This is a genomic window from Fibrobacter sp. UWR4 (assembly GCF_003149045.1).
Classification (GTDB): domain Bacteria; phylum Fibrobacterota; class Fibrobacteria; order Fibrobacterales; family Fibrobacteraceae; genus Fibrobacter.
This window is the reverse complement of record NZ_QGDU01000008.1, coordinates 11,962-32,002: the sequence shown is the minus strand read 5'-3', so window position 1 is coordinate 32,002 and position 20,041 is coordinate 11,962. Positions and strand designations below refer to the sequence as shown.

The window sequence follows — 20,041 nt, the reverse complement described above, 5'->3', positions numbered from 1 at the left end:
CTAAGGTTAGGACGTTCTCATGAACAGATGGCTTATTTTCCTTGCATCGACTCTATTTCTCGTAGCCTGCGGAGACGACAACTCAAGTTCCGCACCGGTTTCGGACAACGGCAACTCCGACACAGCGGTCTCCAGTTCCGATATACATGACGATGAATTGTCCAGCGCTGCAGATTCCCTTAAGAGTTCCAGCTCCAGCACTGTTAATTCTCTGGATGAAAGCGTTTCCTCCAGTTCCAAGGCCAAGGAACCGGTAGATCCCGACCACTTTGTGGATTCCCGCGACGGTCGCACTTACAAAGTAGCCCATATATTCACCCAGTCGTGGATGGCAGAAAACCTGAACTACGACGACGGCGAAAGCACCTGCATTTACTGGAATCCCGAAAACTGCGAAGACTACGGCCGATTCTACACCTGGGAAAGCGCGATGAAATCTTGCCCCGAAGGCTGGCGCTTGCCGACCCGCAAGGACTGGAAGTTAATCGACAAGGAAACTTGGCGCGCCGGGTATTACGAATACACAGGTTTCCTCACTTCGTCTAAAGGCCTGGACGGTGCTGGACTTTACGGCTTCGGCGCTCATTTTACCGGCATTGACACCGTAGGCACAGACACCCTCGGTGAAGAGGGTTGGAGTGGACTGAATTACTCCGTTTATTTCTGGGTCGGCGAAGAACTGGATGAAAATCACGCCGCCGCTGTAGAGATGAACAAAACCAACAGTTCACCAACCTTCCTGTTCAGCGATATGTACGCTCTTCCCTCCAAGAGTTACCGTCTGCCGGTTCGTTGCATCAAGGAAACCGAGGGGACCATGAAGGACTCCCGCGATGGTCAAACATACAGAACCATCGTCATCGGGAACCAGGTATGGATGGGAGAAAACCTGAATTATAAAACAGATTCCAGTAGAACTCTCACCGGCGAGGAAAAGAATCCCCACAGGTACGGCCAGCTCTACACCTATAGCGATGCGGAAAAAGTTTGCCCCAGCGGCTGGCACCTGCCATCAGCCGAAGAGTGGCAACCGCTGCTGGATCTTGTAGATGACTTCGCTCTTAGAGCAAGACTTACTCTCAAGTCCGCAGAAGGATGGGACGAGTACACCCATGAAGATGACTATGGATTCACCGCCTATCCGTCTGGTTCTATCCTTGACTTCGGCGGCATGGAAATCGATGGCTCCACCTTCCTGGAATATAACGATCGCGCCGTCATGTGGGTGATGACTCCAGAGTACAGCGAAAAAAAGACGACTCTCATCATTTCAGACCATCTCTTCGGGGACGCCGAACTTGGTGAAGGCGGTAAATTCGACTTCAACTCAGTCCGCTGTATCCAGGACTAGTATCAAAACGCAATTTTTGACGAAAAAGGTTACAGAAACGAGTCGGCCCTCTTCGGAGCGCCGACCGTTTTTTTAAGGGAAAAGATGTGCGGGGCTATTTCTTCTTGGCCTTTTTCTTGGCGGCCTTGACATCGTTGAGAGCGGCCTTCAAGGCTTCCTTATTGGCGGCTTCCTCTTCGGGAGTGGGCTTGGTATCTTCCAGCAGGCGATCGGCCCATTCATCCCAGAACTTGCAGCGTTCGCCATCCAGTTTCATCTTGGCGAATTTGACCGGCTCTGTCTCTACAGCCAACGTGACCACGGATTCCTTGTAAGCCTGAGGCAAGCCGGAAACCTGGGACATACGCTGCTTCAGCTGGGCCACGGTAGCATCCAAAATATCCACACCAAAGCGCCGTTCGATATAGCGGCGAGCAATGACGCCAACACCCATAAAGTAGCTGGCCTGGTCACCCATTGCGAGATAGTTCTTACCGCGGAGTTCCTTGAGGGCAAGCACCCCTTCTTCGTAAGGCGGCAACTGGGGAGCTGCGCCCTGCTTACGGAATTTCTTATGAAGAAGCATACCCAGAAGCACCAGGATGATAGCGCCCATCACAATGGCACCTACAATGACCCACTGAGGCATACGAGGATCGTCCAGAGGATCCTCCACTTCAATAATATCCTGTTCATCGCCAGTGGTACGGGTAGCCACCTTCACGGCAACAGGGTCCGTATTGGTGCGGACCGTATCCTTTCCCACCACGGCAGTAACCTGCTGGGGAGCGATCATGAAATCGCCACTGATGAAAGTATTGAGGGTTGCCTGCCACAGGAATTTCGCAGTTCCCTTAGGCATACCTTCGGTTACACGATCGTTGACGATTTCCTTCACTTCGAAGCTACCCAAGTTACCCACAAAGCTGGGCAAGTCCACAATGGCGTCTTCAGGAGCGGTTACCACAATTTCGTAATTGAAACGGTCACCGATAAAAACCTGGGCGTTATCCACCTTGGCATTGACGCTTACGTCAAACGCGAAGGACGCTGCGGCCAAGGACAAAATCATCAGGGACAAAAATCTACAGGACATAAATACCTCTTTGCAGAAGGAATATACAAATTTGCTCATCCTCAAATTTCCGTTTCTCATCCGCTAAAAGAGCCCTTTCGCCCCTCGTCATCCCCATTCATTCTAAATTTTCCCTTATGATGAAGCCAATGTCCAGGAATAAACGTTTCCAGATAAAACTGCTAGGTTCAATTTTCCTGGTCATATTCTGTGCAACATCTGTTTTTGCGACACCTAAGGATGCTTCCGCCAGCGATGTAAATAAAACGCCGGAGAATACAGGTACACCCCCTATTGCAGATACATCCGGCGACAGCTCCAGTCTTAAAATCCGTCTGGACCATAGTTTTACCTGGGCAGCATTCGCGTTGACGCACAAGGCCCTAAAAAACTCCAAGGAACTGCATAACTGGCCGTTTTTCCCGCTAGCATTCCCTGTGGCATGGAACACCACCGGAACCATACAGAAGGACTTCGGGAGGTTCATCACCCTCAAGGGGCTAGCCGACGGAAACCTCAGCATCATGGACATGGGTATCAATCTGGACGCCGCCCTGGAGCTGATGCACCTGCTGGAGCTGGGTGTTTCCGGAAATATCCACTCGTCCTTCAATTACGGAGACTACGCCACCTTCATGGGGGTGTACAATCCGGAAAAAGGCAACTTTGACGGAGACACCTTCCTAACATCTTTTGCCTACGGGGCAAAGTTCCGGGTAGTGGCCACCATCCCTCTCATCGCGTTCCTTCCCAAAAACGACTGGACAAAAATCATCCTCCGTCCAAATGTCAGCTGGACCTATACCGCTTACACAGATGCAGACGACGGCGAAATCTGGAAATGCGGTTCCGAGTACTCGGCAAACGGCTGGCGTTACCGCTATGGCGGAACCCTCATTTACATATTGCCCTTCAAGCGGATCCCCATGCTGATGGTCAACGTCAACGCCAGCAATTTCTTCAGGTCCACAAAGTTCGACGAAGTCTACGATGGCTACGACCCGTACTTTACGGTTATCAGCATCATGCCCATGCTGAGCGTAAAAATCAGCGACGACTGGAGTGGAATGCTGCTCACCGCCTTCAACAGGGATCGAGCCTACGAAAAATACCATTACGAAGCTACAGAAGAACTGCTGCAGAACCGCAAGGGACACGAATGGGGCATGAAGGTCATCATGATGACGTTCACCCGCAAGTTCTAGAGAGTCATTTTAAGTACAGTTCAATCATTCGTACTACAGTCTTGGCACTTAGGGGATCCGATGCAGTCTCAAAGGTCGCAATAAGATTCAGACCGAGGTTATATCCCGACGACCCATAATTATTTATTCGAGCGACCGCCCTAGCGCTGTAATCCGGAGAATCCATCATACCGAAATGTTCCCAGAGAATATTTTTTCGGGTACGAAGATTCAAGCAAGTAAAATCCGGATGAATTTTACCCAGCCCCTTGATTCTGCAGGGACACTCATATTTAAAAGGCACACCCATACGGGAAAGCGTATCCGCAATAATCACTTCAGATTTTGAACGTACCCTAAGCCCGTCTGCAGTATAATACTCCAACGCATTTTCGGCAAAGGATTTATGTTCATAGGTTTTCCGTAGCCAGCGTTGAGCAAAATCTTCGCAGGATAACTGAACAGGTAAAATCAATGGTCGTTTATCCGCATTTAAGTTTTCTAGCGGTTCATCCATTTGCCCAGGAGTATATTCCCTGGAAAGGCGCTGCAGAATCCGTAATTGTTTTTCAATAACACCCAATATTTTCGAATTGTATTCTTGTTGAGCAAGATTCCGAGCAAAAGACAAGCCGCTCTTAGGGATATAGACTCCATGGGTATCGCCTTTCTCCTGGATATGATAATAGCGAACATATTTGCCCGACTTGTCCACACGAAGCCTTCCTACCGGTGCATCGCGCTTTAACCGAACCTGAGAGCGGGTCACTTTATCAAGCAGACGTTCAAGTTGGACAATCCGATTAGAGACAGCAGGTACTACTGTATCTGGGGACAAACCTTCAATGTCTTCTTCAGATAATTCTTCTTCGCGGAGGACTTCATTATTGCGTTTTTTACCCATGCACCTAAAGTTCTAAGAAAAAATCAACGAAAGTACAAAATATTTTGACAAGTATTCATTTTGCAACCAGTAGTTGACATAACGGGCAGCTTCCGGGGAGAAAAGCTATTTCCAGAAAAAATGTGGGTAAATGCCAAGAAGTCGTTCTGTTTTACCCACAAAAAATTCCAATTGAAGGGGAATAGCGCCCACTCCACCCCAGGAATTATGGGTAAAACAAATCCCCCCCCCTATGTTTTACCCACATTTTTTTTATTTCAGCGCAGCCTACACTACATACAAACTAAATTTTTGTGGGTAAAAAACAACCGCTCGCTCGTATTTACCCACAAAACATGGCCCGCACAAAAAATTTAAACGTGCAGCTTTGTCCTGCGGAGAGTTGCGGTAGGGTGTTCTCGATAAATCAAGGCGAACAATTTGGTATGGGGGATTTCACAGGATTCCAGTTCCCGCAGGGCATTCCTCGCGACTTTCTTGTCCAGCTGGCGGAAAGCGTAAGTGTCCGCTTCGTATTCCTGATTCCAGCAGAAACCATGGAAAACCATCCTGCCGGGAATTGCAACCAGGTGCAGCCACAGGATTGCCTCCATGAAGGAAGCGCCCATCTGAGTCAGGACGAACGCAATCCAGGCAACAGCCAGCATGAGCATCATTATCTTGAACACATTGCGCAGCGTTGCGTGACGGAGCATCTTGTGGCCTTCCTCGTGAAGTTTCACGAAGTTACCTACCACAGGTTCCCTGCGATTTTCCGGAAGGGGAACGATGTCATTCACCAGCGGAATCGTACGGAGAACCATGAGGATGCCGCCACCCTGCTGAGTAAGACGGCACTCCCTAATTTCCAAAACGATTCGTCCCAGAAACTCTACCAGGAGTAAAAAAATCAACCAGACAATAGGATCCATCGGACTAAACAGTTTCAGGCTTTGCAACCTTCACGATGGTAGCCAGGCGACGGAGCTTTTCTTCCACACGGGACTTTTCCCATTCCGTGAAGCCCTTATCTACCGGGTGCGCATCATCATAATCATCAAAGATCTTTCGGCCGCGTTCGTTGTCCTTGTCCAGACCATGGGATACACGTTCAAACCAATCCTTTTCCAGCTGGCGATAGCGCTTGACCAGTTCTTCAAAACTTTCCGGCAGAGGCACCACGCGGACCACGTCCTTGTTTAGTTCCGTGGTAATCAGGCGACGAAATTCCTTCACAGGTTGAGTCTGCAGGTTCACATCGTTCACCACCATGGTGATGATGCTTTCAAGGACATAGCGTTCCAGATATTCTGCATAAGTGTGGATCGCCTGCTGGCGCACGCGTTCACGGAGGAAGTTTTCACCAAGGCCGTCAATATGCTCCTTGGTATAAAAGTCTCGAATGGTCGCTACCTGCAAGCGGCAGTATGCATCGTATACACAGCGCACCGTTTCAGGATTGAAAATGCTATAGAAGGATGCAGGCACCACGCCCTTGCCTCGTACAGAATACTTGTAAGAGTTTCGGTCCAGGGCATAGGCATTGCAAGCGTAGTTCCAGCCAGGAACAATTTCGTTCAGGCGAGCGGGAACGCCATTGAGCTGCGGATCGCCGGGGCGCACCAGGGAGAAGGGGAACTTCAGACGCTGGGGCATAGTCGTCACGCCCGTTGCAATCAAGGTAAACGGAGACTCACGGTAGTTGGCAGGGAACTTGATGTTCACGCCCAGGCCAAAGAACATGGCCTGACCCGGCATCACTTCCTGATCCGGCATTCGACCCGTATGGTTGCTGCCCACGTTCGCTCCATATCCCAAATTGCCGCATCCCTCGGGCCACAAGGCAGCAATGAGCAAGGAGTGGTGATGCATCTGAGTCATGGGGCCCATATAGGAGCTATTGACTTCGCCTTCCTCAATGTGGCAGCAGGGTGCGATTACGGAAGACTTCACGATTGCCTTGCAGCAAACCTTAGTACGAGTCATCAGGACTGAGCCTTGCACTTCTGCGCCGGTGTGAATCTTCACGCCCATCTGCACATTGGAGTTTTCAAGAATAACGGAATCGTAAACGTGGGTAGATTCTTCCAGAGAACTCATGACCACGGAATTACGAATCTTGGAGGCGCCCTCAATACGGGCATGGGCGCCAATCCAGCTGTTGCGAATGATGTTGGTGTTGGACACCACGGCACCCTTCCCCACAATACCGAAAGGCAGAGCCATCTCGTCACGATAAATTTTCAACTGTTCAGCAAAGGATGCCGCAACCTCGGCATCGGCCTTATGGAAAAGCTGCAGGTCCACCAGTTCCGTAGTCAGTTCCGGAAACACCAGGATGGAGCGGCCACCCATTTCGTTACCTACGCACATGGAGGTGCCGATCATGTAGTTGATCTTGCCGGAACTTACCAGGGAACCCACATGATGAACCACGGCGCCGCAACGAATCAATTCGTTGGACAGCATGGACACGCGATACACCAGAGCGTTCTCCACGATACTATTGTGGACAAGACTGTCATAAATACCGGTGGGGTAAGACACATCACCCGGCAGAAGCAGGGTACCAAAAAATCGAGGCAGGTATACATCGCCCGCAAAAGTGGAACGATGAATTCTATTTGCGTCAAAATCCACCTCCACCTGAACCTTGTCCCAGGATTCGGAACGGTTGCCGTTCTTTTCCAGGATGGCGATTTCTTCCGCCGTCAGGGCACGATATCTGGAGGTGGCGGCCTTGATTGCCTTGAAATTTTCCACGGAGGCGGCCAAAACACTATTCTTCAATACTTTTTTCAACTTCAGCAGTCTTTGCATACCCTAAAAATAGACTAAATTCTACGGGATGATGAAAGAGACTCTTTTCAATTTAATCAGAAAAGGCAACTATAATATTTCCATTTACACTGAGGAAATATTTGAAAGGCGCTGCCAGGAAGAAATTATCCGCAGTGACGAAGATTCCAGTTCCTTCGTGTACATTGAACTGGACTTTGAAGCAATCAAGAACGCTATGGGCTCCGACGAGGACAATCTGAAATTCTGGAGCATCTTCATGGCGTCCTTGCACAAGAGCAGCCGCGGTAGCGACATTATCGGTTTCCTGGAAAACCAGACCGGTCTCGGCATGCTGCTGCTGGATTCCAATGTCGAAGGCTGGGAACGCGTCCGTGGACGTATCCTGCAGATGGCAAAGACCGAAGGTTTCGACAAGGTTGACGACTTCCTGAAAAATTCCATCAAGCCTATTTTGTATCCCGCTTGCATCCAGAATGTGGGCCTGGCCAATCTGAACCAGCCTGCTCCCTAAGATGGTCAAGAAAGTTCTTGTTATCGGGTCCGTGTACCCCCGATTCCATGAGGATGCGGAAGTCCCCTGGCTGCGCGCCTCCATCGCCCACCTGCGTAAGGCAGGCATGGACGTTCAAGTCCTGGCACCCACCTACAAGGGATTGAAAAGCCACGAGATCGACGGCGTAAAGGTAAACCGTTTCCGCTACGCTCCCAAAAACTGGGAAATGCTCACCCACGAAGAAGGGGCCCCCAGCAAGATGGCCTCGAAACCCTGGCTGCAGCTCCTAGCCATCCCCTACATCATCAACGGATTTTTCCAGTGCATCAAGCTTTGCCGCAGGTGGAAGCCGGACGTGATACACGCCCACTGGCCATTCCCCCACGCCTACATCGCACTGGGTGCCGCCAAGCTTTTTAGAATCCCGCTGGTACTGAATTTCCACGGGGCGGAACTGCTCCTGATCCGAAAGAAGAAATGGGTACGTCCCCTCTTGAAATTCGCCATAGGCCAGGCGCAAGGAATTTTTGCGAACAGCAGCTTTACCGCAGGTAAGATCAAGGCCCTTCGCGACGTGAACGTAGAGTGGAGCCCCTATGGCACCACCTTAGGAAGCAGCGCTTCCAATGACGAATTACAAAGTACAAATTACAAGAAAATCTCTGAACGAAACAACATAGACTCATCCTCACGTCATTCTGAGCGAAGCGAAGAATCCAGCGCGGCCTCCATAGCAGTCCATCCCGTAAACGGCAAGTTCAAGATTTTATTCGTCGGCCGTCACATCGAACGTAAGGGCATCTGCTACCTGATAGAAGCAGCCAAGTACCTGCCCGCCGACAAGTTCGAAATCCGCATCGTAGGCGTAGGTGACCTGACGGAAGACCTGAAGAAGCAAGCTCGCGAAATCATGGCCTCCGACGAATTCATTACGGGGAACGAATATGGCGGTCCCTGCGAAATCATCTTTACGGGAAAGCTTTCTCCGGAAGATCTTGAAGCTGAATACAGGAACGCCAACGTCTTTACGCTACCCGCCATTGTGGACCATAAGGGAGACACCGAAGGCCTGGGCGTTGTACTCATCGAGGCTATGGAATTGAACCTCCCCATCGTGGCAAGTAACGTGGGCGGCATCCCCGACGTAGTGGTGGATGGGCAGTCCGGTTTACTGGTACCCGAAAAGGATCCTGAAGCCCTCGCAAATGCGTTCAAGCGACTGGCAGATGAACCCGCCCTCGTGCAGCAGCTACTGACAGGTTCCCGCAAGAGAATTGCCGAATGCTTCTCTTGGGATGGAATCATCCAGCGACAAATAGAAGTCTACAACAAGGTATGGAGAAAACATGTTAAGCAATAAAGAGATTATGGACAAGGCCCGCGAAGCACTTCGTGGCAAATGGGGTCTCACCATTGGGGCTAGCTTCATCTGTTACCTCTTGATTGTGGCATGCACCTTTCTTGACGTCCCTGTAGATCACATCCAGTTCTCCAACCCTTTCTACAAACTGCCCTTCCTCCTAATTTGCGGGGTCGTCATCATTCTTATTCCTAGCCCCTTGATGGCAGGCCTTTACTTTTTCTTCTATAACATTGCCCTCAAGCGCGACGCAAGACTCAGCGATCTTTTCTGCAATTTCCGCTACAAGTATTGGCGCACGATTCTTGTAAATCTGATTGCAAACATACCCAACATCATTGTAGGAGTCATACTGGGGTTTGTCATCGTCTTTACCAATCCCGACTACGTAGATTCCATTTTCGCTTCGCCCATAGCAATCCTTGTTTCAGCCTTACTTTATACCATTTACCTTCTTGTCTGGTACATCTTTTACGAAATTTCATTTTGTATCCTGTCCACAAATCTGAAACTGAATGCAATAGGCGTAATCATCCACTCCATCCAGCTTATGAAAGCGAACCTCGGAAGATACCTCGGGCTTCTCGCAAGATTTACAGGATGGTATCTTCTCTGCATCATCACTTGTGGAATTGCATATATCTGGATCCATAGCTATTCTTCCACAAGCCTGATGCTTCTCTACCGAGAGATGGAAAAGAAATACTCTCAAGATTATTCTGACGAAGCAGCTTAAAAAACTTTCATGACAAAAAGGCTCCGCTAATGCGGAGCCTTTTGTTACACAAAGCAAGCCGGTTTACTGAAACCATCCGACAAGGCCTTCAGCAAAAGGCTTATATCGATAGGCTTTGCCAAATGGCCATCCATTCCCGCTTCCAGGGCTCGTCTCCTATCTTCGGCAAAGGCATTCGCAGTCATTGCGTAAATGGGGATGTTCGCCTTCAAGCGGTTATCCATCTTTCGAATCTCGCGAGTCGCCTCATAGCCATTCATATTGGGCATCTGGATATCCATCAGGATCAAGTCATAGTAATCCGTGCTGGCTTTGGTCATGGCATCCACACAGGAAACTCCGTCGATGACATGGTCAACAACTAGACCCAGGTCCTCCAGGATGGCCTTGGCAATTTCTGCATTTAGCTCGTTATCTTCCGCAAGCAAAATTCTCCTGCCGGCAAAATCCATATTCTCACTATTCTGGCCTATGTTATCTTTCAGGTACTGTTCGGGAGATTCCACGAATCGATGGACATTGGTAATCCGGAAAGTCGTTCCCTTCCCCAGTTCGCTTTCCATCTCGATCTTGCCGCCCATCAGGTCCACCAGCCTCTTCACAATGGACATGCCGAGACCCGTGCCAGATATGCCGCAGTCCGTAGTATTCCTCTCGCGGGAGAAGGATTCAAAAATCCTTTCCTGGAATTCTTTGGACATGCCAATGCCGTTATCGCTCACTGTAGTTACGTAGGTGCCGTAACCTTCACGGTCACAAGGCAGTTCCCTAAAGTCAAGATGAATTTCGCCACCTTCGCCAGTGTATTTCACGGCGTTACTGACCAGGTTCACCATGATCTGCCTAAGCTTCGGGGAGTCCGCATACACATACCGGTGCTTGATATCCGACGTCGGAATAACCTTGATATTCTTTCTCTTCAGTTCCACCTCGATGATGGCGTCAAAGCTATTGGATGCATCCATCACATCCATAAAGCCTTCGTCCAGGCGAACCTTCCCGCTATCGATACTTGCAAGGTCCAGCACGTTATTGATAATGGACAGCAGATATTCACCGGAAAAACGGATCTTTCTCAAGTAGTCCGAAACAATTTCCGGATGGTCCACTTCCTTCTCCATGAGCTTCGCAAAACCAAGCACCGCATTCATGGGAGTACGGATATCATGGGACATGTTGCTGAGGAACACGGTCTTTGCCTTGTTGGCTAGTTCAGCCCTTTCAAGGGCTTCCTTCAGTTCCTTCTGACGGGCATTTTCGGCAGCCACTTCCGCATCGGTATTGACATAGCCAATAGAAATTCTCGTGGGTTCCTGGTCAATATCGTCGAACTTGATCATGATGAAGTTCGCCCAGATATAGTTGTGTTCCAGGTCCAGGCAGCGGAATTTCGTAGAGAATCTCTTCTTTCCCTTCAGGCATTCGCTAATATAGGAGCGGTTCGCAAACTTTAACATCTGTTCCAGGTCATCAGGGTGGCAAAGGAACTTCATGGCTCCCACGAAGCCTTGATAGAAACTGGATGAACCACTTCCCATATCCATTGCATCCTTGGGAAGCTTACGACCTTCGGAGTAGGTTTCAAATTCACCTGATTCAAGATCAATTACCAGCAGGTGATGATATTCACTGGCAAGGCCGCTAATAGCGTCAATATCGTCTTCCAGCTGTTTCTTAAGAGTCTTTTCATGTTCCTGCACTCTGGAGAAAAGGATGCCGCGATACAAGGCTCCGGCAACCACGGAGAGCAGTAACAGATGATCCTCATGCTTCCTTGGATTTTCCACCGCAAGGGTACCAATAATTTCACCCTTATACAGGAGCGGGGCTACCACAAGATTCCGCAAGCCAGATCCAGATAGAACCGCATGAATATCGGGATTTTCGGACTTGAGTTTTTCGTCCACTTCAATATAGAGGCCAGACTGACTCTTGAAACGGTCATCCCATTTCTTGAAGGTACCTTTCTTGCTATCCCTGGGATTTTCAATAACAGATACAGCCCCTTCCTTGCACCATTCAAAAGTGCTATGGATCTCCTCTCCCACATCACTCTTTTCGAAGACGCAGGCACGATCGCCATCATAGTATTCGCACAGGCGCTGGAGCAGTTCCTCGACCATCAAGCCACCACTATCGTAAGCGCTCAACAGGAACAGAAATTCATTAATCGCAACTGATTGACTATCAAGATCTTTAAAGGATGTATCCATTTCGCTCACCTCAATGAACGAAACTACATTATTATGCGACGTCCATCAATAATCCATCTTGGATTATAACGCAATCTGTGTACAAACATCCTTTATAGGAAAAGGATTCCCACAAGGGCGGCGATGATAATCATCTTGATGGGGCCGATCTTAATCTTGCGGGGTCCCTTAGGACCAGAACCCAGGGGAATTCCCTTGGTAAGGGCAAAAGTCACAACGAATAACGCAATTCCAGTGACGAACTCCCTCGTGGGGGCTGGACTTCCAAAGTTTTCCCTATTGCAGAGCATGAGAGTTGCGGCCAGCAGCAGGCCAACCACTACAGGACGGAGCCCGTCGAAAACGGAACGAACTGCGCCGTGATTGGCGTACTTCATAAAGTAGCGGCTAATCAGGAGCATCAAAATCAAGGATGGCAGCACTAAAGAGAAGGTAGCTACAGAACTTCCCAGCACGCAAACCCAGGGATCCGCACCTGTATTCTGCAGCGCGGTATAGCCTGCGTAAGTTGCTGAGTTGATTCCCACGGGGCCAGGCGTCATCTGGCTAATGGCCACAATATCCGTAAAGTCCGCGGAACTCATCCAGGGGTGATTTACCACCACCTCCTGCTGGATCAGGGACAGCATACCGTAGCCACCACCGAATCCAAACAGACCGATCTTAAAGAAGGTAACGAACAGCTGGAAGAAAATCATCTTTTTCCTCCACGACGACCTACCAGATAGCCCACCACACCTGCGGCAATGATAATCAAAATCGGAGAAACACCCAGAAGCCAAATCAGGAGGGCACTTGCAATGGGCACCCAGAAAGTATAGCGGTTCAGCTTGGCTTTTTTTGCAAGGTTATAGGTGGGCACCGCAATAAGCGCCACAACTGCAGGGCGAATGCCGCGGAACGCAGCAGCCACCACTTCGTTATCCTTGAACTGATGGAAGAACAAAGCGATTAGCAAAATGATAATGAAGGAAGGTAGCGCCGTCCCGATGCAACTCACAACGGCACCCTTCACACGACGCAGGCGGTAGCCAATAAAGATCGCAATGTTGATGGCAAATACACCCGGACAACTCTGGGCGATAGCCATCAAGTCCATAAAGTCGTCGCGGGCAATCCACTTCTTCTTCTCGATAATTTCCGCCTCGATCAGCGGGATCATGGCATAGCCACCGCCAATCGTAAACAGCCCGATCTTGAAGAAGGTCAGGAAGCTATCCAGGTAGATATTGCGGGAATTTTCAGGCATGACGCAAATTTAGAAAACACAAGCGCAGCTATCATTCAAATTTCACTTGCTTATATCCGTAGAAGTTCCACACAAGGCCTAGGGAAATATCAAGACCACTACGGTATTCGTCCAGAAGTTTCTGAATCGAGTATTCCACACGCAGGCGTAATCCCGGTCGTGAAAAACCGACGGCAGGCCTAACAGGAACAGTTCCAGGCTCAATAGGTTCAATGGTATGGTTACCCTCCAAAGGGAACGTGGTAACAACTTGCCTTTCCGTAAAGAAGAAATCGAATACACCGCCCACAGCAAATCCCAGGCCAGCCGCAGAATCAACATCGGCAATCAAATTTTCTTCCACAATGAGGCTACCGTATAGATAGGTATCCATATAGCTAAAGATAAAAGGCCTGTAGCCGATATTGAAATTGATCCTCAAGCTTCTCAGCGAGTAATCCTCGTCCTCGCTGAGCCCTCCCTTTTCATAGAGAGACTTATCCTTGATGTTATACGTCGTGGCTCCTACATATAACCCATAGACCACACGGTCAAATGACAAATCCAGAAGGAAATCAAAAGAAAAGTCGCCATCCAGAAGCCTGCTGGAGCGATCGCCTAAAGGCACGGGCTTGCCATAGGAGAAGCCCATATTCATGATTCCGCCACGTTCCTGCTCACTGAAAAAATGCCGGAGGATAAAGGCCTTCGACACATTGTCAATGCCGGGCACAACCTCCTTCACGATTCTGTTTATTTTCTCCTGGGATAAACCCAGAGACTTCGCCACCATCACCTTGACGTAAGCCTGAACTTCGGGGGATTCCTTTGACAGTGCCTCCTGTTCAGATTCAGATTTCTGCCAGGAAAGCAAAGCCTCCTGAAGGTAAGGGGACAGGGAGGTCACTTCACCCATGCCGAGCCTTCTGTTTTCCTCGTGATAAAAATAGCCATCGTCCAGATAATTCATAAAGTTGTCATCTACCTTAAGAATTTCCGAATACTGGCGGGATAAAATCAGAAGCGGTAGGACGGCATCCATATCCAAGATTGAGTTTCCCCGAAAGACATTATCATCGTACGTAATATCTTCCAGAACAATCTGGCTCATGGCAGCAACGTCGTCAAAATTCCCCTGGGCGACCAAGTCTGCAATAACCTTGTAATAGTATTCCAGACTGCTGATAAACGACACCTCATAAGGAACCAGCATAATGGAATTGCCATCTGCACAGGAAAGGTCAGGAAGCTTGAAATCCGGGCCCCAGCTTTTTATATAGCCGTAGGGTGTAAAGACGTAAGTCGTCCAGAAGGGAATGTCAGTTTCACGATGACGAATCTCGTTTGTAGCCCTGTCGATTTCCACACCACGCTTCAGCCTGAAATTTACTGTCGTAAATTCGGTGGTGGGTTCCTCCCAGGCGTTCGTAGAAGGATTAAAAACCTTGGATACGTTGAAAGAGACCCTCTTGTGGCGGAATTCCGGACCGCCGTAACGCTGCAGGACAGCCTCATAATACTCACGTTCAGTCTGCGACGGATTACTTAGGGATTCATGCTCCAGAAGCGTAATCGAATCCTGGAACGCCTCGGCAACAGCTCCGTAAAAAACGGGCATGTCGGCACTTTTTCTTGCATTCCCGGGATTGCAAAAATCAACCAGCTGGTTATAGGGAATAAAACGCCCCCAGTCCCTATCCCGGGTCGCCGTCTCCAGAATCTGCCGCTTAATCATGACTTCTTTACGGGCCTTGCGTTCCGCTGGAGTTTCAAAAAGCAGCTGGAGAGAACCTTCAGCAAAGCAGAGGCAAGCCATAGCAGAAAGAAGAACTATTTGGATTATTTTCCTCATAACCATCTCAAAAGCTACAAAAAAACTCGTCGGTTCAAGACCAACGAGTTTATCATAATGCGTCGCAGAGCTATGCGATGAACGCGCGTGATGTTCTAAAAAATTAGGAAGCGGACTTTTCCAGATCCTTGTTGGTCATGGCGCAGACGCAGGAATCGGACCAGACGTTTTCTGCAGTCTCGATCATGTCGATGATGGCGTACAGCGGAAGGATCACGCCCATAACGCCGATGTTTGCGTTCATGCCCACCATAAGGGAGAGGGTCAGGAAGTAGCAGCCCATGGGAACGCCAGCGTTACCCACCGCAGAAAGCACGGAAATGAACACCCAGGTAATCATGGTGCCGAGGGTCAGTTCCACACCGCTGTTCTGCATCACGAAAAGGCTCGTCACCAAAATGAAGGCCGCACAACCGTTCATGTTGATGGTGGTGCAGATGGGAAGCACAAAGCGGGAAACTTCCGGATTCACCTTCAGGTTGTCTTCGGCGGACTGCATGGTCACGGGGAGAGTTGCAGCGGAACTCTTGGTGAAGAAAGCCATCATCACGGCGGGGCTCATCTTCTTCAGGACATGCAGCGGATTCAGGCCGCGGGCAATAAGGAACAGGGGCAGCACAATGAGGAACTGGATAGCATTACCGCCCATGACCACAGCCAGATACTTTCCCAGGGAACCCACCACCACGCCGGCGTTCACCTGTGCAGAAAGCTGGGCGGCAAAAGCAACAACGCCAAGAGGCAAGGCCCAGACGAGAGCGCGAATCAGGGTGAACAGGAGCTCGCGAAGACCGAGAATAGCCTTCATCAGGGCGGACTTGTTTTCGGATTCAGGCATAAAAGCCAAGCCAAGACCAACTGCGGCGGCGACCATCAAAATGCCAAGGACATTACCGCTGAGGAAGGGCTGCACCACATTGTTAGGCACAATGCTCAGGAAATGGTCATAGTAGCTCATGGCGCTCAGGTTCTGGGGAACTTCAGCAGCACCGCCATTCACCAGGTCCATGGGGAGGTTTGCAGGGCCGATAATCTTGTAAAGGAGCAGGCCAACAATTGCAGCGGCAAAAGTGGTGAGCAAGGTATAGATAATGGTACGTCCAAAAATACGGCCCGTATTCTTCTGCACGCCAAGAGCGGAAAGCGTGGTCATGAGAGCCAGGGCAATGGTAGGCACAGCCACAAACTGGAACAGGCGCGTATAAACAGAAGCGATGAAGTTGATCAGGTTCTGGAGACCTTCACTCTGGATCAGGCCCAGAATGGCACCAAGAATCAGGGCCACCACCCAGATAACGATCTGTTTCTTATTTACGGATTTGACTTTCTTTGCATCGGTATTCTTTGACATTTTTACCTCGCTATGTTTTTTCCTCGCAAATTTAGAAAGATTACGTTGACACTTTCCTTAGAGAAGCCGATAAAAATAAGAAGAAACAACAGGAGATCTTATGCCCGTAACACTGGCCTCTCATTACACCTTAAGAAATATCCCCTGGGACGTACTTTTCACCAAGTGCTTTAGTCCCTGGCAAATTTATATCAAGGGACAGCGTCCTTGGAACCTCCTGGAAAGAACATCCCGATTCTTTAATTCGGATGGATTACAGGACCAGCTACAATACGAGTTCTCGGAAAACTTTATCCACCACCTTCTTCAGGAAGAACGACCCGAAGAATATCCCCTGGATTTTCTGGGATTTGACCATAGTTTAAGCTACAGGGACGGTAGCACAATTAAAGTGCGATTCACGGCTACCCGAGTTGACGAAGGCAATATCGTCGCGGATTTATACACTACCCTGGACCTTGCATCCGGAAGGAAAATGCAGGGCGCATACCTTTCCCTACACCACAAGCTAGGGGATTTCTCTGTAAACGGTCCGGATACGGCGTACGCACCAAAACTGTACTTCGGGAAGGAACCCCAGAGCATTTTCCTGCAGACCTCCCGCAGTACCCTCTGGAAACACATTGCAAATCGCGGTATAGACCTCCGAATCGACACCCAGGAATTTCTGGAATCCATCACCAAGGATTCCTCCAGCCTGGAAAATTCCATAGGGGACACTTCCAAACCGGAACATTCCCCCATGGAAAATTCGGCAAACGAATATTCGGCTACCAAATATTCGGCAAAAAAATGTTTGACGGAAGAATGTTCCAATCCAGAATGTTTACCCGCAAAACAATCCACCGGGGAATATCCTCCCGAGCAATATTCCAAGCTACAGGAACGAATCAGACAACTTGAAGAAAGCCTGGAGGAAACCGTCAACGAAAACAACGCCCTGACGGAGCAGCTGGAAGACAGCCAGCACACCGTACGCAAACTCCAGAACGATAAGATAATCCAGAATCGCACCATCAGCGAATTAAAGGATAAGAACGAACGCATCAAGAAACGTATGAAGCAAGCCGACAAGCGCGCCAACATGAGCGCCGACGAAAAGTTCTCGAAATTCTGCGAGGATTTTGATAAGGAAAACGAAGAACTCCAACTCGCCTGTAGAAGCGCAAAAGTAGAATGTGAAGAACTGAAGCAGAAACTTCGGGATGCCGAAGGCAAAGTCGTATCCCTCAAGGGACGCCTAGCCAAGGTTAGCTACGGACTGGCCGGCGGCCTTCTGAACGCCCCCAACGAAAGCGAAAAATTCGAGAACGAATATGGCATCGCCATCTTCAGCGCCCTGCACAAGGCCATCGAGAAAACGCCTTCCAAAAGCAATTCCTACGGCAACCGCCCCATTGATGCGTGGAAAGCCATCATCCAGGCAAATCCCGATATAGAACGCGCCTACCAGAACTACAAGGATACAAAGAACCAGCTCATGGACGCCATGAAAAGCAATGAACTGGAACGAAATTTCCACCTACTGGCCCCCTTGGGAATGGACTATTCCACCCACACCAACAACCACTGGAAACTGCATTTCATCGATGGAGACCGTCGCTACAACGCCACCCACGCATCCACCCCCAGCGAAACCGCCTCAGGCCCCAGCAACAGCGCCAAGGATCTGAAGAACGCATTTCTGTATCCGACTTAAGAGAAAGACGGCAAATTTTAGCAGCGAATTTATGCTACAAGGACTTCAAGTATTCTTCCACGTTCAAGTAGTTAATACCGTCAACCACCTGTGAGGCGCCACGGTAAATTACATTCCTACTCACAATAGTGCCGTAACGGAATTCCGTATCGCGGCACTTTTTTGTATCCTTCAAGTGGCGATACTGCTCTTTCGCCACAATTTCAGAATGTTTGATTTCATAGATTTCGCAGGTCGCTTTTTCAGAGTTCGCCACAACCATGTCGAACTCGCCCACGGCAAACTGCAACTTGAAAACATGGCAATCAGGCCGCGCCATTTTTGTTTCGAGCAACACGATTTCTTCCATCATGCGACCCTTGATTTCATTGAGAATGCGTTCCGCAATAGACTTGCGCTCCACCAGGGAACAACTACGAAAAGCATCGTCCAGCAAAAGGGAATCAATCAGAGCCTTCGCCTGGGCATAGCGAAGCCCCGGCTGTGAAATCGTGGTCAATCGCTCCCGTTGATTGAAATTCCCAAAGTTTTCCACATCAATGTCAACCGTCAAATCCAGCAAGTCAAGGTATTCACGAATTTCCCGTACATGGTCCTGGGAAATAGCGACGCTCATTTCCTGACGATTTTTCACATCAAGACGTTTCATCAACCGCGCGGTAACCTTCACCACATCCACTCGGTCCAAAATATCCGTAGGGTGGAACCTGTCTCTACGCAAATTCTTTGCCGACAAACTCAAATCACCGGAACGAAAATCACGGGGCAGCACATCCAAGGTAAAACGATGGTTGATGTCCTCTACAATGCAGTTGATGGCATTGGTCAGCTCACCCGCCTCGTACAGAGATTTCAACGAACGAAAGTGACCTTCGTACTGGTAGCACTTCAGGGAATGCTGAATATTCTTCGCGATGGCGCTGTCCACATACTCATTGGCGCTCTTCACATTTGCAAAAGTAAAACGGTCCTTATTGTATTCACGGCCGCCCATACTCATGGTACCGCCATACTGGATGTATTCATCAATGCCACTCAGGCCAAGGACTCGCTCAAATTCACGATAGGGAATAAACGTGGTGTGCAGCATTTCAGCACGGTCGTAAAGCTGTTCATCCTCGGAAAAAACAAAACCCAGGGAATCCGTACCCGAAAGCACAATCTTCATGCCACAAGAGGCAAACACATCTGCAAACAGGGCAGCCCCCTCGATGAAATCCGCAAGCATGGTCACCTCATCGATGAACACATACTTGAAGCCCGCACCTTCCAGAATTTTAAGATCAGCGTTCAAGTCCGCAAGACTGTTCCTTGAATTCACCTGGACAAAAGCCGCCTTCGCCAAGTCCCCAGGCGCCATCTCCCCAAACAGCTGGCGGATCAAAGTCGTCTTACCCGTGCGGCGAAGCCCATACAGAATGAAAACACGGTCATTGCCAGGACCATAAATGTAACCACGCAGACGTTCAAAGCCATCGCGTTTTTTCCACTGCAAAACATTGGCCGAAAAATTCTTCAGAGTGACGCCAAGCTTCACATCCGTCTTGAAAGACTGTCCAGCCGAGCCATTCGTCACGGTGACAAGAGCTCCACCAGCAAAATAAGCCGCCCCATTATCGCGAAGCAACAAGCCTTTCGTGAGCGAAGAGGCATCCTTCTTAGCCTTGCGTTGTTCTATCTCTGCTAAAAGCGCCGGCAGTTCCTCATCCTTCACGCGGCGGGAACGCTGCTTGCCATCTTCCATCCACTGGTAATACGCATAACGCTTACCGTTGATGGTCTTGTAAGTGATTCCGCCGATGCTCTTTGCCATAATGTTCCGCCCCTTTGCATTT

16 protein-coding genes are annotated in these 20,041 nt (G+C 49.5%); 6 read left to right on the top strand and 10 right to left on the bottom strand.

What is annotated here, in order from left to right; translation table 11 throughout:
* Positions 1-19 precede the first annotated feature (19 nt).
* Entirely contained in the window at positions 20-1,351 is a 1,332-nt protein-coding gene (locus tag BGX12_RS04605) for an FISUMP domain-containing protein (protein ID WP_109734920.1), read from the top strand.
* Between the two features lie 94 nt (positions 1,352-1,445).
* Here BGX12_RS04605 and BGX12_RS04600 read toward each other — a convergent pair whose 3' ends face one another.
* Positions 1,446-2,426, bottom strand: a complete 981-nt coding sequence (locus BGX12_RS04600) for a hypothetical protein (protein ID WP_233246252.1) — start codon at positions 2,424-2,426, stop codon at positions 1,446-1,448.
* A 116-nt stretch (positions 2,427-2,542) separates the two neighbouring features.
* Here BGX12_RS04600 and BGX12_RS04595 point away from each other — a divergent pair, with 116 nt between their 5' ends.
* Complete coding sequence (locus tag BGX12_RS04595) at positions 2,543-3,610, top strand: hypothetical protein (RefSeq protein ID WP_146196247.1); 1,068 nt, start codon at positions 2,543-2,545, stop codon at positions 3,608-3,610.
* A 4-nt stretch (positions 3,611-3,614) separates the two neighbouring features.
* Here BGX12_RS04595 and BGX12_RS04590 read toward each other — a convergent pair whose 3' ends face one another.
* The 3 genes from BGX12_RS04590 to BGX12_RS04575 all read right to left on the bottom strand — a co-directional run bounded on the left by BGX12_RS04590 (position 3,615) and on the right by BGX12_RS04575 (position 7,292).
* Positions 3,615-4,493, bottom strand: coding sequence for a hypothetical protein (locus BGX12_RS04590; protein WP_109734918.1), 879 nt, complete (start codon positions 4,491-4,493; stop codon positions 3,615-3,617).
* Positions 4,494-4,846: 353 nt separating this feature from the next.
* Positions 4,847-5,386, bottom strand: coding sequence for a M48 family metalloprotease (locus BGX12_RS04580; RefSeq protein WP_158278168.1), 540 nt, complete (start codon positions 5,384-5,386; stop codon positions 4,847-4,849).
* A gap of 22 nt (positions 5,387-5,408) precedes the next feature.
* Positions 5,409-7,292: a DUF4954 family protein gene (locus BGX12_RS04575; RefSeq protein WP_109734915.1), complete on the bottom strand. Its 1,884-nt coding sequence runs from the start codon at positions 7,290-7,292 to the stop codon at positions 5,409-5,411.
* A 28-nt stretch (positions 7,293-7,320) separates the two neighbouring features.
* Between BGX12_RS04575 and BGX12_RS04570 the strand changes: the two genes are divergently transcribed.
* Genes BGX12_RS04570 through BGX12_RS04560 form a run of 3 tightly spaced genes read left to right on the top strand, consistent with a single transcriptional unit; the run spans position 7,321 to position 9,863 of the window.
* On the top strand, positions 7,321-7,785 hold the full coding sequence (locus BGX12_RS04570) for a hypothetical protein (protein ID WP_109734914.1): 465 nt from the start codon (positions 7,321-7,323) through the stop codon (positions 7,783-7,785).
* A gap of 1 nt (position 7,786) precedes the next feature.
* Complete coding sequence (locus BGX12_RS04565; protein ID WP_109734913.1) at positions 7,787-9,127, top strand: glycosyltransferase; 1,341 nt, start codon at positions 7,787-7,789, stop codon at positions 9,125-9,127.
* Positions 9,114-9,863, top strand: coding sequence for a DUF975 family protein (locus BGX12_RS04560; protein ID WP_109734912.1), 750 nt, complete (start codon positions 9,114-9,116; stop codon positions 9,861-9,863). Before BGX12_RS04565 ends, BGX12_RS04560 begins: the two co-directional genes overlap by 14 nt.
* Before the next feature lie 44 nt (positions 9,864-9,907).
* Here BGX12_RS04560 and BGX12_RS04555 read toward each other — a convergent pair whose 3' ends face one another.
* From BGX12_RS04555 to BGX12_RS04535, 5 genes are all read right to left on the bottom strand, one after another.
* On the bottom strand, positions 9,908-12,076 hold the full coding sequence (locus BGX12_RS04555) for an ATP-binding protein (protein WP_109734911.1): 2,169 nt from the start codon (positions 12,074-12,076) through the stop codon (positions 9,908-9,910).
* Between the two features lie 92 nt (positions 12,077-12,168).
* Positions 12,169-12,774, bottom strand: a complete 606-nt coding sequence (locus BGX12_RS04550) for a chromate transporter (RefSeq protein ID WP_109734910.1) — start codon at positions 12,772-12,774, stop codon at positions 12,169-12,171.
* The gene (locus BGX12_RS04545) at positions 12,771-13,325 is read right to left on the bottom strand and encodes a chromate transporter (protein ID WP_109734909.1); all 555 of its coding nucleotides are present in this window, start codon (positions 13,323-13,325) and stop codon (positions 12,771-12,773) included. The genes BGX12_RS04550 and BGX12_RS04545 overlap by 4 nt, the downstream gene beginning before the upstream one ends.
* 31 nt (positions 13,326-13,356) lie before the next feature.
* Positions 13,357-15,156 (bottom strand): hypothetical protein, encoded by a 1,800-nt coding sequence (locus BGX12_RS04540; RefSeq protein ID WP_146196246.1) that lies wholly within the window; start codon positions 15,154-15,156, stop codon positions 13,357-13,359.
* 103 nt (positions 15,157-15,259) lie between these two features.
* Positions 15,260-16,507 carry a dicarboxylate/amino acid:cation symporter gene (locus BGX12_RS04535; protein WP_109734907.1) on the bottom strand — a complete coding sequence of 416 codons (1,248 nt, stop codon included), beginning with the start codon at positions 16,505-16,507 and terminating at the stop codon, positions 15,260-15,262.
* A 100-nt stretch (positions 16,508-16,607) separates the two neighbouring features.
* On the opposite strand from BGX12_RS04535, the gene BGX12_RS04530 reads away from it, so the two are divergent.
* Complete coding sequence (locus BGX12_RS04530) at positions 16,608-18,206, top strand: hypothetical protein (RefSeq protein WP_109734906.1); 1,599 nt, start codon at positions 16,608-16,610, stop codon at positions 18,204-18,206.
* Between the two features lie 34 nt (positions 18,207-18,240).
* Here BGX12_RS04530 and BGX12_RS04525 read toward each other — a convergent pair whose 3' ends face one another.
* Positions 18,241-20,019: an AAA family ATPase gene (locus BGX12_RS04525; RefSeq protein ID WP_109734905.1), complete on the bottom strand. Its 1,779-nt coding sequence runs from the start codon at positions 20,017-20,019 to the stop codon at positions 18,241-18,243.
* Positions 20,020-20,041 lie beyond the last annotated feature (22 nt).